The organism is Halogeometricum rufum (assembly GCF_900112175.1).
Taxonomy (GTDB): Archaea; Halobacteriota; Halobacteria; order Halobacteriales; family Haloferacaceae; genus Halogeometricum; species Halogeometricum rufum.
In genome coordinates this window covers 193354-207931 of record NZ_FOYT01000004.1, presented here as the reverse complement: position 1 = coordinate 207931, position 14578 = coordinate 193354, and the positions used below count along the sequence as shown (strand labels likewise).

Sequence of the window (14578 nt, the reverse complement as noted above, 5' to 3'; positions counted from 1 at the left end):
GTCTGTGTCGGGAGTCGGTCGTCTCACTGGCAGGCGTCGCAGGTCGGGTCTTCGACTCGGGCGAGCGAGGAACCGTCGCCGTCTGCGTCGTCCGCGTCGGCGCGTTCGTCCGCGTCGGCGGCGGACCCCTCGGACGCGCCGACGCCGTCGCGGCGTTGCGTCCGGCCGTACTCGGCCATGTCGAGCGTGGACTTCTCTATCTGCGACGCGCCGAGCGTCCGGAGATAGTACGTCGTCTTCACGCCGAGTCGCCACGCCGTCTTGTACACGTCGTCCAGCAGCGAACCGTCCGTACTCGGGAAGAACACGTTGTGGGAGACGGACTGGTCTATCCACTGGCCGCGGTGGGCGGTCAGGCGGAGTTGGTGTCGCGGGTCTATCTCGAACGCGCTCCGGTACAGTTCGCGCGTCGCCGCGGGAATCTCCGCGACTTCCTGAATCGACCCGTCGTGGAACTTGATGCGGTCGACCATCTCGTCGTCCCACAGGTCTCGTTCCTTGAGGTCGGCGACCAACCGCTCGTTGACGACGGTGAAGTCGCCGCTCATGTTCGACTTGACGTAGAGGTTCGAGTAGATGGGTTCGATGGAGGGCGTCGTCCCGTTGATGGTGGAGATGGTCGCCGTCGGCGCGACGGCCATCGTGTTCGAGTTACGCATCCCGTGCGCGTCGACGTGGTCGCGCACCCGGTCCCAGTCCATCGTCTCCGAGCGGTCGGTCGGAATCTCGCGACCCCGTTCCGCTTCGAGGCGGTCCACCGTGTCGTGCGGGAGGATGCCGCGGTCCCACTTGCTCCCCTCGAACGTCTCGTACGCACCGCGCTCTCTCGCCAACCGGGAACTGTTCAGGATGGCGTGGTAGGAGACGAACTCCTGCCAGCGGTTCGCCGCCTCGACTGCGTCCTCGGAGGCCATCGGCGTCCCCGTCTGCATCAGCGCGTCGTGGAAGCCCATCACGCCGAGACCGATGGGTCGGTGCCGCATGTTGGAGTACTCCGCCTCGTCGGTCGGGTAGAAACAGAGGTCCACGACGTTGTCGAGCATCCGCATCGCCGTCTCGATGGTGTCGGCGAGGGCGTCCCTGTCCAACTCGTCGTCGGCGACGTGGTTCGAGAGGTTGACGCTGCCGAGGTTGCAGACGGCGTGTTCGTCGCTGCTCGTGTTCAGCGTAATCTCCGTGCAGAGGTTCGAGGAGTGAACCGTTCCCACGTGGTCCTGCGGCGACCGGACGTTGCAGGGGTCCTTGAACGTTATCCACGGGTGGCCCGTCTCGAACAGGCGCGTGAGCATCGTCCGCCAGAGGTCGGCGGCGTCGACCGTCTCGGACTGGCGGAGTTCCCCCGCCTCGGCCTTCGCCTCGTACTCCTCGTACAGGTCCGCGAACTCCTCGCCGTACGTCTCGTGGAGTTCGGGCACCTCGTCGGGGGAGAACAGCGTCCACTCCGCGTCGTCCGCCACTCGCTCCATGAACAGGTCGGGCACCCACGCGGCGGTGTTCATGTCGTGGGTGCGGCGGCGTTCGTCGCCGGTGTTCCGCCGCAAGTCGAGGAACGCGGGGAAGTCGAGGTGCCACGCTTCGAGGTAGGCGCAGGCCGCGCCGCGCCGCTTCCCGGAGCGGTTGATGGCCGCGGTCACGTCGTTGCTTATCTTCAGGAACGGCACCGTCCCGGTGGACTCGACGCCCGTGCTCTCGATGAGTGCGCCCTCCGCGCGGAGGTTCGTCCAGTCGTTGCCGAGGCCGCCGCTCCACTTCGACAGTTGCGCGTGGTGTTTGTACGAGTCGAAGATGTGCTCTAAGTCGTCTTCGACGGTGGTGAGGTAGCAGGAGGACAGTTGCGGGTGGGTCGTCCCACTGTGGAACAGCGTCGGCGTCGAGGGGGTGAACAGCAGGCGGGAGAGCACGTCGTAGAATTCAAGCGCCCGTCGTTGCGGGTCGTCCTCCTCGATAGCCAGCCCCATCGCCACCCGCATCCAGAACGCCTGCGGCAGTTCGAGGGGGTCGCCGTCGTTCGTCTCGACGAAGTACCGCTGCGTCAGCGTGGACATCGCGATGTAGTCGAACGTCTCGTCGCGTTCGGGGACGAGGGCGTCGGCGAGTGCCGAGCGGTCGAACCGCCCGTCGAGGAGGCGTTCGTCCAGCAGGTCCGCCTCGACGCCGCGTTCGAGGTTCGACACGAACGTGTCGCGGTACGTCGCGTCGGCGTCGGCGGAGAGGTAGCCGGTGTCGTCACCGTCGGCACCGTCTCCCTCCTCGGCCACTCCGAGTCGCTCCCCGGTCACCCGTCGGAAGTAGCGCCGCCGATGCACGTCGGCGGCGACGTACTGGTACGCCGGGTCGCGCTCGATTCGCGCCGTCGTCACGCCTTCGAGCGCCTCGTACACCTCGTCCGTCGACGCCCCGTCGTAGAGGTTCCGCTCCGCCTCGTCGACGAGTCGGTCCACCACCTCGTCTGTGAGGACGGCTTCGTAGCCCGTCCGCGCCTGTTCGAGAATCGTCCGTACGTCGTCAGTCTGCGTCGTCTGTGTGCTAGCCATCTGGTGAATCGTCGTCAGTCTGGTCGGACGCGCCGGCCGCGTCGTCCAACCGGTCGTCGAGCACCCGGTCGAGTTCGTCGAGGAACTCCTCGGGGTCCGAGAACGCCTCGTACACCGAGACGAACCGGATGTACGCCACCGAGTCGAGTTCCCGCAGTCGCTCGGAGGCGAGTTCGCCGACGAGGCTCGAGGAGACGATTCTCGTCTCCCGCCCGGCGAGTTCGCGCGCTATCTCCTCGACGAGTGACTCGACGGCCGCGGCGTCCACGGGCCGTTTCTCCGCGGCCCGTTCGATGCCCGCGGCGAGTTTCTCCCGGTCGAACGGTTCGATGCGTCCGTCGCGTTTCTTCACCTGGAGGGTCTCCCACTCGGGTCGCTCGTACGTCGTGAAGCGGAACGAACACCGTCGGCACTCGCGGCGGCGCCGGACGGTCGTTCCGTCCTCGCCCGTCCGCGTGTCGACGACGCCCGTTCGCCCGTGTCCGCAGTCGGGACAGTCCATGGTTGTCACTACTGAACCCTCCAGCCGGTTAGTTCCACATCTCGTGGGTCGCTGCTATCGACCGCAATATGTCGTGTCCGGCGAGTCGGTGATAAAGCTTACCCAATAGAATTGCACTAAGACAATCTCACTTGTCTTTCGGCGTCGCACCGCGTATCCGAACGAATTTCACCCGCGGCCGAGACGGGGGCAACGAATGGTCCAATCGCTCGCGGGCAACGTCGTCGTCATCCTCCTCGCGACGGCGGCAGTCTACGTCGGGAGCGGCTGGCTCGAAGGGGCGAGCGAGACGCTGTCGCGGTACTACGGACTGCCACTCGTCGTCCAGGGGGCCATCGTCGCGGCCGTCGGGTCCAGTTTCCCGGAACTGGCGAGCGTCGTGTTCGCGGCGCTCTCGGGGTCGTTCGGCCTCGGCGTCGGCGCCATCGTCGGGTCGGCAATCTTCAACATCCTCGTCATTCCGGCGCTGTCGGGCATCCTGACCGACGACGACGTGGAGGCGAGTCGGACGCTCGTCTACAAGGAGGCGCAGTTCTACATGATCGCCGTCTCCGTCGTCGTCATCACGTTCGCGATGGCGGTCATCTACTACCCCGGCGAGGCGACGCTGACCGGGACCGTCACGCGGCCTCTCGCGGTGATGCCGCTCGCACTCTACGCCCTCTACGTCTTCATCCAGTACGCCGACACGGCCGACTACGAGGCCGAACCGGCCGGGGACGTGGCCGTCCTGCGACAGTGGGCGACGCTGCTTGCGGGTCTCGCCGTCATCCTCGTCGCCGTCGAGCAGTTGGTTCACGCCATCCAGTTCGTCGGCGACGTCTACGACGCACCCGACTTCCTGTGGGGTATCACGGTGCTGGCGGCGGCGACGAGTCTCCCCGATACGCTCGTCAGCGTCCGCGCCGCGCGCGGCAACCGCGGCGTCACCAGTCTCGCCAACGTCCTCGGGTCGAACACGTTCGACCTCCTCGTCGCCATCCCACTCGGCGTCCTCATCGTCGGCGCGGCACCCATCGACTTCGCCATCGCCGTCCCGACGATGGGCTTTCTCACGCTCGCGACGGTGCTCCTGTTCACCGTCCTCCGGACGGACCTCTCGCTGTCGGACCGGGAGTCGTACGGCCTGTTCGTCACCTATCTCGGCTTCGTCTGCTGGATGGTCGCCGAGACGATGGACGTCACGAACTTCATCCCCGGCGCGTGAACCGCCCCCGCTAGCCGGCCGCTTCCGGCGCTAACCTCCCGATTTAGCGCCGCTAAACGGGCCGTTTCGCCGACGGGGCTCGCGAGGGGACGAGGCGGGCTGACCGTCGTTCGAAGGTATATTTCGATACTGTTGACATAACAAAAGGGCTGTCTCCCGGAGGTGAATCTACCATGTCGCAGGCTCTCGAACGGACGCCCGAACGCGACGACGACGCTGCGGACGGCATCGAGGAGGCCGACCTCTACGAGATGCTCGGAAACTCGCGTCGCCGGCACGCGCTTCGGTACCTCCGCGAGCACTCGGCTCCCGCATCGGTCGGCGAACTCGCCGAGTACGTCGCCGCGGTGGAGAACGGCGTGCCCGTCGAAGAGGTGACGCCCGAACAGCGAAAGAGCGCGTACACGGCGCTCTACCAGAACCACCTCGGCAAACTGGTCGACGCCGGACTCGTCCGGGCCGACCGGCGCTGGGTGGGCATCGAACTCACCGAGGCGGCGGCCGAACTCGACTTCGGGTTCGAGGAACGGACCCACGACGGCCCCGCGCGAGACTGGAGTCGGTACGCCGCCGTCCTCTCGGGTGCGGGCGTCGCCGTCGCCGCCGCCGTCGTCCTCGGCGTGGTGTCGCCGCGCCTGCCCGTCGCCACGACGTTCGGCCTCCTGTTCTCCCTGCTCTTCGCTCTCTCCGTCCGGTCGCTCCACCGGCCCGCCTGACTCGGTGGTTCGCTCTCGTCGCCCATCCGACTCGATAGCGGCCGCACTCGCGACCGTAACCTCTCGACGTAGCGATATGTTTCTCGAGCGCCGGACGACAGTTCTCTCGCCGCTCTCGGCCACCGAGAGACCCCGAATCAGCGGTTTCGGTGCGCCTATCCGTTCGGTTACGACGCCGATAATCCGCTCAACGAACCGTTACGATTCCGAATCGGCCCGCCCCGGACGAGTATTGTAATAATACTGATACTATGCCGACACGCTCTGACTCGTACCCGACTCGGCACTCTCGCACGCCGACTGTGGGGCTGGTGCGGTGCGAGCGGGACGATCGACCACGAACCAACGAACGACACGACACATGATACAATGACACGACGCACGAAACGGATCACGACCGTATTCGTCGCGGTGCTGATGGTCACCTCGGTGTTCGCCGGAACCGTCGCCTTCTCGGGCACGGCCGCGGCGGCACCGGGTGACGTCCTCTACCGCGCGAACGCGGGCGGGGCAGTCGCCGCGACCGACGGCCCGGACTGGGTGTCCGACACCCAGTACCTGGTCGCCGGCGGGAGCACCGCCAGCAATCCGGCACCGAGTACGATAGACAGCACAGTTCCGTCCGGGACGCCCGCGGGCATCTGGACCACCGAGCGGTACGACCCGCCGGAGGGAGACGAGATGCAGTACGAGTTCGACGTTCCGTCCGGACAGAAAGTCGAGGTCCGACTCTACTTCTACGACGGATTCGACGGCACGAGCGCGCCCGGCGACCGCGTCTTCGACGTCAGCGTCGAGGGCCAGACCGTCGAGAACTTCGACCCCATCGCCGCCTACGGCGACCAGACGGCGGGGATGGAGACGTTCACCGTCACCAGCGACGGAACGGTCGACGTCGACTTCGCACACGTGACCGAGAACCCGCAGGTCAACGCCATCGAGATCGTCGAGGCGACGCCGTCGCCCGGCGAACTCGGCGGTCCGGAGGAACTCGACTTCGGCACCGTCGTCGCGGGAGCCAGCGAGACGCAGACGGTCACGCTCTCGAACGACGGCGGGTCGGGCGACGCCGACATCACCGTCTCCGACGTCTCCGTGACGGGTGCGGACGCGGACGAGTTCACCGCCGACTTCGCGGGCAGCACGACGCTCGCGCCCGGCGAGACGGTGGCCGTCGAGGTGACCTTCACGCCGTCGGACGCGACGCCGAAGGCGGCGACGCTCGAAGTCGACCACGACGCGCCCAACACGGCTAGTCCGCTGACGGTCGAACTCGCCGGCGACGGCTCCAGTTCCGTCCCCGTCGGCTTCGGCGTGAGCGGACTCGACGTGAACCTCGGGAACCCGACGTCGCTCGACTTCGGCCCCGACGGACGCCTCTACGTCTCCCAGCAGTCCGGCGAGATAAAGGCGTTCGAGATCACCCGCAACGGCCCGAACGACTACGCGGTGACCGACTCCGAGGTCATCGACGCCGTGCAGGACATCCCGAACCACGACGACGACGGGTCGTACAACCCGGGCGTCGGCAACAGGCAGGTGACGGGGCTCATCGTCGAGGGGACGGCCGACACGCCCGTCGTCTACGTCACGTCCAGCGACCCCCGCATCGGGGCCGGCGGCGGCCACACCGACAGCGGACTGGACACCAACTCCGGCGTCGTCTCGCGGTTGACTCAGCAGAGCGACGGCGGGTGGGACCACGACATGCTCGTCCGCGGCCTGCCGCGGTCCGAGGAGAACCACGCGACGAACGGCCTCCAGTACGACGCGGCGAACGACACGCTGTACGTCGCGCAGGGCGGCCACACGAACAAGGGCGCGCCCTCGGACAACTTCGCGCTGACGCCGGAGTACGCGCTCTCGGCGGCGATTCTCTCCATCGACCTCGGCCAGATAGACGCGATGGCCGAGAAGGACGCCGCCAACACCGACGCGACGTACCTGTACGACCTGCCGACCCTGGACCCGGACGCGACGCCGACCGACGGCCCGTTCGGCGGGATGGACGGCGCGAACATGGCGAAGTGGACGGCCGACAGTCCGGTCGACGTCTACTCGCCGGGCTACCGGAACGCCTACGACATCGCTCTCGGGGAGAGCGGCAAACTGTACGCGACGGACAACAGCGCCAACCCCGGTTGGGGCGGCATCGTCGTGGACGAGGGGCCGCAGGGCGTCTGCACCAACGAGCAGAACGAACAGGACGAGTTCTCCGCCGCGGGCGTCTACCACGTCGACGGCGAGGACTACTACGCCGGTCACCCGAACCCGACCCGCGGTAACCCGAACAGCCAGTTCGGCGCGGCCGTGGAGAGCGGTCTCCACGACTCGGTGAACTGCGACTTCATCTCGCCGACGAACGGTTCCTCCGAGAGCGCCGCGCTCGAGACGTTCGGCGCGACGGCGCAGGGGATGGACGTCTACACGGCGTCGAACTTCGGCGGCGCGATGCAGGGCGACCTGCTCCTCGCGATGTGGAACTCCGGCGACGTCCAGCGCGTCGAACTGAACGCGCAGGGGACCGAGGCCACGTCCACCGAAGCGCTGTTCGAGAACATCGGGAGCAACCCGCTCGACGTCCACGCACAGGGCGACGACGCGGTGTTCCCCGGCACGGTGTGGGCCGCCACCTACGGCAGCAACCAGATAACCGTCTTCGAACCGAACGACTACGACGGGGCGGCGGGCGGCGTCTGCACGGCGGACGACCCCGACTCCTCGGAGTACGACCCGGACGGTGACGCCGACGGCGACGGCTACACCAACGCCGACGAGAACCAGGTCGGCACGGACCCCTGCTCGCAGGCCTCACAGCCCGAGGACAGGGACTTCGACGGTTCGCCCGACTCGATAGACACCGACGACGACAACGACGGACTCTCCGACGGCGAGGATCCGTTCGCCATCGACGCGCAGAACGGCCTCGACAACGACCTACCGGTCGACCGGCAGTTCGAGGCGGGGCAGCACCCGCAGTCGCTGTTCGGCCTCGGCTTCACCGGCCTGATGACGAACGGCACCGACTACGCGGACCTCTACAACGCCTCGCAGGTCCGCGCCGGCGGCGCAACCGAGCGCATCTCGGTGGACGCCGCGCCCTTCGGCGACGCCTACGAGAACAAGAACTCGCAGGCGTACGCGTTCCAGTACGGCGTGAACGCGACCGGCGACGCGCCGTTCACCGTCTCCGGGACGGTCGAATCGCCGTTCTCGAACGACACGACGCCCGAGAACTACCAGGCCGCCGGGATGTACCTCGGCACCGGCGACCAGGACAACTACGTCAAACTGGTCGCGGGCGCACAGGACGCGAACGGCAACCCCAACGGCGGGGTCCAGTTCCTGAAGGAGTCCGGCGGGCAGGTCGCTAACGGCGACTCCGTTATCGTCTCCGAGCCCGACGTGTTCGGAAGCGGGCAGACCATCGACCTGTTCGTCGACGTCTACCCGTCGAACGACACGGCGATAGCCAGTTACGCCATCGACGGCGGCGAACGCGTCTATCTCGACCAGACGCTCACCGTCCCCGAGAGCTGGTACGCCGACGAGAACCAGGGTATGGCCGTCGGCCTCATCAGCACGGCCAACGGCGCGGACGAGACGTTCTCCGCGTCGTGGGACCGGTTGACCGTGACCGAAATCGGCGCGAACGCCGCGCCCGTCGCCGACGCCGGCGCCGACCAGACGGTCTCGGAGGGCGCCACGGTGACGTTCGACGCGACCGGTTCGACCGACGCCGACGGCGACCAACTCGGCTACTCGTGGACGCAGACGGGCGGTCCCGACGCGCAACTGAGCGTGCAGGACGGCGCCCAACCGACGTTCACCGCGCCCGACGTGGACGGCGACACCACGCTCACCTTCGAGGTGACCGTGACCGACGAGGCGGGCGCATCGGACACCGACACGGTGACGGTCGCCGTTGAGGACACCGACGCGACGACCACGGAGACGGTGTTCGCGGTCAACGCGGGCGGTCCCGCGTACACCGCCACCGACGGCACCGTCTATCAGGCCGACACGAACTTCGACGGCGGACAGACGTTCACCGTCGGGGCCGCCGGCACGCCGTCGGACCCCGAGATAAACGGCACGGACGACGACGAACTGTACCACACCGAGCGGTACGGCGAGGCGTTCGGCTACGACGTCCCCGTCGAGAACGGGACGTACGTGGTGACGCTCCAGTTCGCCGAAATCTACCAGGGCGTCTCGACGAACGACCAGCCCGACTCCTCGGGTCCGAGCGACGGCACGAACGAGAACGACCGCCTGTTCGACGCCTCCATCGAGGGCGAGCAGGTGCTGTCGAGCTACGACATCTACGCCGACGTCGGTCCGCTCACCGCGAGCGAGCAGACGTACACGGTCGAGGTGACCGACGGCGAACTGAACGTCGACCTCTCGGTCGTCACCGACAACGCGAAGCTCTCGGCGATGCGCGTCGAACAGGTCGCCGACGACGGCCCGACGGCCGGCGAGGCGACCGTTCAGGTCGACGCCGGCGAGGGCGTCGGCGCGACGACGTACGACTCCGGGTCGTTCGTCGTCGAGAACACCGGCGACGAGGACATCGAGTCGCTCACGCTGAACCTGAGTTCCGCGGTCCTGCCCGACGTGGTCTTCGACCCCGACGGCACGGCCGGCGACCAGGGCGCGAAGGGCTTCACCGTCGACGACGACGGGACGAGCGGGACGGTCCAGGCGACCGTCTCCGACCCCGAGAACGGCGTCGACGGCGCCGACGGCTACAGCACGCTCACCGTCGAGTTCGGCTCCTTCCAGCCGGGCGAGTCCATCGCCTTCTCCATCGACAACGACCCGACCAGCATCAAGGGCGGGTCCTCGGTCCAGTCCGGTGAGGCCGGTCCCATCTCGGGGCTGGAACTCGCCGGCTCCAGCGTGACCGTCCAGTTCGCGGACGGCGCGACGGCCGAGACGAGCCTGTTCGGCGACGGAAGCGCCGGCGGGTCGCAGGCCGTCGCCGACGCGACGACCGCCGCCGCACCGAGCGTCGGCGTCGAGAACGTCACGCTGAACGCGACGACGCTCTCGGACGCTCACACGGCCGCGACGGTGGCCGACGCACAGCAGACGGTGACCGTCACCGGCGACCCCGGTTCGACGGTGACCCTCCTGCGAGTGGAGGCAGAGACCAACCTCGTCGGCGTGCCCGACTACGACGGCACGGCCGGCTACGACGTCGAGGCGTTCGAGGCCAACAACGCCCTCGACGTCGAGGAGTACACCGTCACCGTCGGTTCCGACGGCACCGCGACGGTACCCGTCGAACTGACGAACTCCTCGGCCGCCGGCGGCCTGAACTACTTCATCGCCGCCGCCGCGGACGCGGAGGGCGAGACCGGACTCGCGTCGAACGTCGTGGTGTTGCGCTACGACGAGAGCGCCGGCACGCCCGACGACGGCGGCGACCCGACCGGCGACGCGCTCTACCGCGTGAACGTCGGCGGTCCCGCCATCGCCGTCGAGGGCGGCACCGACTGGACGGCCGACACCGAGTCGGCGCCGAGCGAGTACCTCGTCGCCGGCGGTGACCTGCCCGACAGTCAGTACCAGCCGGCGAGTGTCGACGCGTCCGTGCCGAACGGCACGCCGACGGCGATATTCGCGACCGAGCGGTACGACGCGTCGGAGAGCCCGGAGATGGCGTGGTCGTTCCCGGTGCAGTCGGGGACGACGTACGAGGTGCGCCTGCACTTCCACGACGGCTACCCGCAGACCGACGCCGTCGGTGACCGCGTCTTCGACGTGGCCGTCGAGGGCGAACAGGTCCTCACGGAGTTCGACGTCATCGAGACGTACGGCGACAACACCGCGGGCACGCAGACGTTCGTCGTCACGCCGAGCGACGACGAACTGAACGTCTCGTTCGGTCACGTCACCGAGAACCCGCAGGTGAACGGCATCGAAGTCGTCGAAGTCGAGGCGAACGCGCCGCCGACGCTCGACGCGGTGACGAACCAGACGGTCACCGAGAACGAGTCGCTCACCGTTGCGCTGAACGCCACCGACCCCGACGGCGACGACGTGTCGCTGTCGGTCGACGCCGGCGACGCCGCCGGGTTCACCACCCTGACCGACGCCGGCGACGGCACGGGCGAACTCGCGTTCGCGCCGCCCGTCGGCGCGGCGGCCGACGGCCCGTACACCGTGACCGTCACCGCCGCCGACGGCGACGCGAGCGTCTCGCAGACGTTCGTGCTGACCGTCGAGGCGGCCGCGACCGGTCCGGGACCGGTGGGCGACTCCACCGACGCGCCGACCGACCCCGACGGCGACGGCGTCTACGAGGACGTCAACGGCGACGGGACGGTCAACACCGGCGACGCGCAGGCGCTGTTCTCCAACCTGACCGACCCGGTCGTTCAGTCCAACGTCGACGCGTTCGACGTCAACGGCGACGGGACGGTCAACGTCGGGGACGCACAGGCGCTGTTCACCGAACTGGTCGGAGGGAGCTGATCACTCCATGACGCAGTCGACTCCGACGTTCCGACGACGCTCCGAGACCACTCCAGACGGTCTCGTCTCTCCCCTCGGAGCGGCGACCGGCGGTATCGCAGGAGACCGAGACACCCAGACAACAGACAATGCCCGATAACACAACTCACTGGACCACCAGGACGCTCGCGGTCGTGCTGGCGGCGCTCACCGTCCTCTCGATGGCCGGTGGCGTCGTCAGTGCGGCCGGGACGACGAGTATCAGCGTATCGCCCGCTCAATCAGAACTCGCACCCGGCGAGACGACGACGGTCGAAGTCGTCCTCGACGACGCCGACGGCGGCGTCGGGTCCGGACAGGTCGGGGTCCAACTCAGCGACCCGAGCGTCGCGACCATCGTCGACGTCGCTGCGGGGAGTTCCCCCGGTAGTACGGACCTCTCGGTCGCGGCCGACGGCTCCGCGGCGAGCGCCGTCTACGCGTTCGACGACACCGCGGACGCCGGCTCGGTCACGGTCCTCACCGTCACGCTGGAGGGTCAGGCGGCCGGGACGACAGCTATCGACGTCGTCTCGCCGTCGGAGGCGGGCGGCCTCGACCTGGGGCTGTTCCTGTCCGACGAGGGCGGCACCGGCTACACGCTCTCGTCAGTCGGGAGCGCCACGCTGACCGTCGCGGAGACGAACGCGCCGCCGACCGTCTCGATAACCGGTCCGTCGAGCGCGCAGGTGGGCGACGAACTGACGTTCGAGGCGTCCGCCGCCGACGCCGACGGCTCGGTCGCCGGCTACGACTGGACCCTCGGCGACGGCACGACCGTCTCCGGCCAGTCCGTCACGCACGCGTACGCCGCGGCGGGCGAGTACGAGGTCGAGGTGAGCGTGACCGACGACGACGGCGCGACGACGACGGCGACGCAGACGGTCACCGTCACCGAAGCGCCCGCACCGGCCGACTTCCAGGTCTCGGGCCTGACCGCGCCGACGACGGCGACGCAGGGCGACTCGGTGACGGTCTCGGCGACGGTCGAGAACGTCGGCGGCCAGCAGGCGACGCAGACCGTCGCGTTCAGCTTCGACGGGAGCGTCGCACAGACGGAGAGCGTGACGCTCGCGGGCGGCGCGAGTCAGACCGTCTCCTTCGCGGTCGACACCGCCGGCGTCGCCGCCGGCACGTACACGCACGGCGTCGCGACCGACAACGACACCGCGACCGCACAGCTCACGGTCTCGGAACCGACGCCCGACCCCGTCCCGGCGGACTTCCAGGTGACGAACCTGGCCGTCCCGTCGCCGGTGACGCAGGGTGACTCGGCGACGGTCACCGCGACGGTCGAGAACGTCGGCGACGAACAGGGAACGCAGACGGTCTCGCTCTCCGCAGACGGGTCGGCCGTCGGGAGCGAGGAACTGACGCTCGCGGGCGGTGCGAGCCAACAGGTCAGCTTCGCAGTCGATACGACCGGGCTCTCGTCCGGCGCGTACGCCGTCGTCCTCGCGACGGAGAACGACAGCGCGAGCGCGACGATGACCGTCGAAGCGGAGGCCGACCCCGAACCGCCGGCGGACGGCCAGGCGTCTACGAACGTCAGCCTCTCGCCGTCGCAGGACCTCCTCGGCGTGAACCAGAACGGGACGTACGACATCGTGGTCGACCCGGTCGACGGCGGCGTCGGGGCGTACAGCATCACGCTGTCGCTCTCGAACCCCAGCGTCGGGAGCATCGCCGGCGTCGAACTCGCGGGCGGCGGGCTCTCTGACGTGCAACTGGCCGAGGACGGCTCGTCGGTCACCATCGAGACCGTCATGGTCGACACGAACGACACCGGCCCGGTGACGCTCGGTACCGTCGCGGTACAGGGCGCCGTCGAGGGCGAGAGCGACCTCTCGATAGACGTGACGACGCTCGGCACCGAGGCCGGGACGGCCTACGACGTGGACGACGTTCAGGGCTCGTCGCTGACCGTCACGACGCTGGTCGTCGGCGACTCCGACGGTCCGGCCGCCGACGGCGACGACGACGGACTCCACGAGGACGTCAACGGCGACGGCGTCGTGGACGTGCTGGACGTCCAGACGCTGTTCTACTACCGGAACAGCGACACGACGGTGTCGAACCCCGAAGCCTTCGACTTCAACGGCGACGGGACCTTCGACATCCTCGACGTCCAGTGGCTGTACTACAACGAGGTCGCACAGAACAGCGAGGACGCCTGAACTCATGACCGGGGAGGTCCCACGATGCTGAACTCGCTTCGGGGTACGGTCGGCGGCCTCGCACGCGTCGCCGCCGTCGCGTTCGTCCTCTGCGTGGCCGTCTCGGCCGCGACGGTGGGCGCGACGACGGGCGCCGCGAGTGCGACGACGGTGCAGTTGGACGCGTCGAACGACCGCGTGGCCGTCTCGGAGACGACTACGGTCCGCGTCGTCGTCGACAACGTCGACGGCGGCGTCGGCGCGTACGACCTCGTGGTCGGCCTCTCGGACCCGTCCGTCGCGACCATCACCGACGTGCAACTCGTCGGTGACCCCGGACTACAGACCGTGAACGTGTCGTCGAACGGCTCGCGCGCCCGACTGAACGCGGCGCTGTTGGACACCGACGACGCCGGGACGGTGACCATCGCGGCGGTGACGCTCTCCGGCGCCGCCCCCGGAACGACGGACGTCTCCGTCTCCGTGTCGGCGCTCGGCGCGGAGGACGGGTCGCGATACCCCGTCGAGAGTCGGTCGGCGTCGGTGACCGTCGCCGACGCGACCACCACGCCCGCCGACACGGTCGGTGGGGCAGATTCGGCGCCCGACGAGTCGACCGGCGCCACGGCGGCCGACGCCGCGGACGGGACGGCGACGGACGCGCCGGAGAACGCCGACGACGCGGCCGCGGCCACGCCGGACGCGGCCGACGGGTCGGCGGAGTCGGTGCCGAGCGCCTCGCCGATTCCGTTCGGCGTCGGCGGCGTCTCCGCGTGGGCCGCCGGGGCCGTCTTGGCGGCGCTGGCAGCAGCACTGTTCGCGGTGCGTCGGCTTCGGTGACGCCGACCCGCTGACCGCGTTCTCTTCTTTCGCTTCTTTCGCATACCCACGCGGGTCCCGCCGACCCCGTCTCTCTCGGTGCGAGAACCATCGACAAGGAGTGGCCCACAGCGGACGTA

General features: G+C 68.7%; 7 protein-coding genes. 5 read left to right on the top strand and 2 right to left on the bottom strand.

Going from position 1 to position 14578, the window contains the following annotated elements; all coding sequences use genetic code 11:
• Positions 1-23: 23 nt before the first annotated feature.
• Positions 24-2534 (bottom strand): ribonucleoside-diphosphate reductase subunit alpha, encoded by a 2511-nt coding sequence (locus BM310_RS17735; protein WP_089810271.1) that lies wholly within the window; start codon positions 2532-2534, stop codon positions 24-26.
• Complete coding sequence (gene nrdR, locus BM310_RS17730; protein WP_089810268.1) at positions 2527-3036, bottom strand: transcriptional regulator NrdR; 510 nt, start codon at positions 3034-3036, stop codon at positions 2527-2529. Before nrdR ends, BM310_RS17735 begins: the two co-directional genes overlap by 8 nt.
• A 196-nt stretch (positions 3037-3232) precedes the next feature.
• Between nrdR and BM310_RS17725 the strand changes: the two genes are divergently transcribed.
• The 5 genes from BM310_RS17725 to BM310_RS17705 all read left to right on the top strand — a co-directional run bounded on the left by BM310_RS17725 (position 3233) and on the right by BM310_RS17705 (position 14459).
• Positions 3233-4243: a sodium:calcium antiporter gene (locus BM310_RS17725; RefSeq protein WP_089810266.1), complete on the top strand. Its 1011-nt coding sequence runs from the start codon at positions 3233-3235 to the stop codon at positions 4241-4243.
• Positions 4244-4416: 173 nt separating this feature from the next.
• A complete protein-coding gene (locus BM310_RS17720; protein ID WP_089810264.1) occupies positions 4417-4959 on the top strand; it encodes a winged helix-turn-helix domain-containing protein in 543 nt (180 codons plus the stop codon).
• 369 nt (positions 4960-5328) lie between these two features.
• Complete coding sequence (locus BM310_RS17715; protein ID WP_089810262.1) at positions 5329-11445, top strand: malectin domain-containing carbohydrate-binding protein; 6117 nt, start codon at positions 5329-5331, stop codon at positions 11443-11445.
• A gap of 128 nt (positions 11446-11573) precedes the next feature.
• Positions 11574-13640 (top strand): PKD domain-containing protein, encoded by a 2067-nt coding sequence (locus tag BM310_RS17710; protein ID WP_143105187.1) that lies wholly within the window; start codon positions 11574-11576, stop codon positions 13638-13640.
• Between the two features lie 24 nt (positions 13641-13664).
• Positions 13665-14459: a hypothetical protein gene (locus tag BM310_RS17705; RefSeq protein ID WP_089810259.1), complete on the top strand. Its 795-nt coding sequence runs from the start codon at positions 13665-13667 to the stop codon at positions 14457-14459.
• Positions 14460-14578: the final 119 nt, after the last annotated feature.

Bases quoted from the DNA above. Each gene is read 5' to 3' on its own strand.
- BM310_RS17735 (WP_089810271.1), bottom strand. From the start codon at position 2,534: ATGGCTAGCACACAGACGACGCAGACTGACGACGTACGGACGATTCTC.
- nrdR (WP_089810268.1), bottom strand. From the start codon at position 3,036: ATGGACTGTCCCGACTGCGGACACGGGCGAACGGGCGTCGTCGACACG.
- BM310_RS17725 (WP_089810266.1), top strand. From the start codon at position 3,233: ATGGTCCAATCGCTCGCGGGCAACGTCGTCGTCATCCTCCTCGCGACG.
- BM310_RS17720 (WP_089810264.1), top strand. From the start codon at position 4,417: ATGTCGCAGGCTCTCGAACGGACGCCCGAACGCGACGACGACGCTGCG.
- BM310_RS17715 (WP_089810262.1), top strand. From the start codon at position 5,329: ATGACACGACGCACGAAACGGATCACGACCGTATTCGTCGCGGTGCTG.
- BM310_RS17710 (WP_143105187.1), top strand. From the start codon at position 11,574: ATGCCCGATAACACAACTCACTGGACCACCAGGACGCTCGCGGTCGTG.
- BM310_RS17705 (WP_089810259.1), top strand. From the start codon at position 13,665: ATGCTGAACTCGCTTCGGGGTACGGTCGGCGGCCTCGCACGCGTCGCC.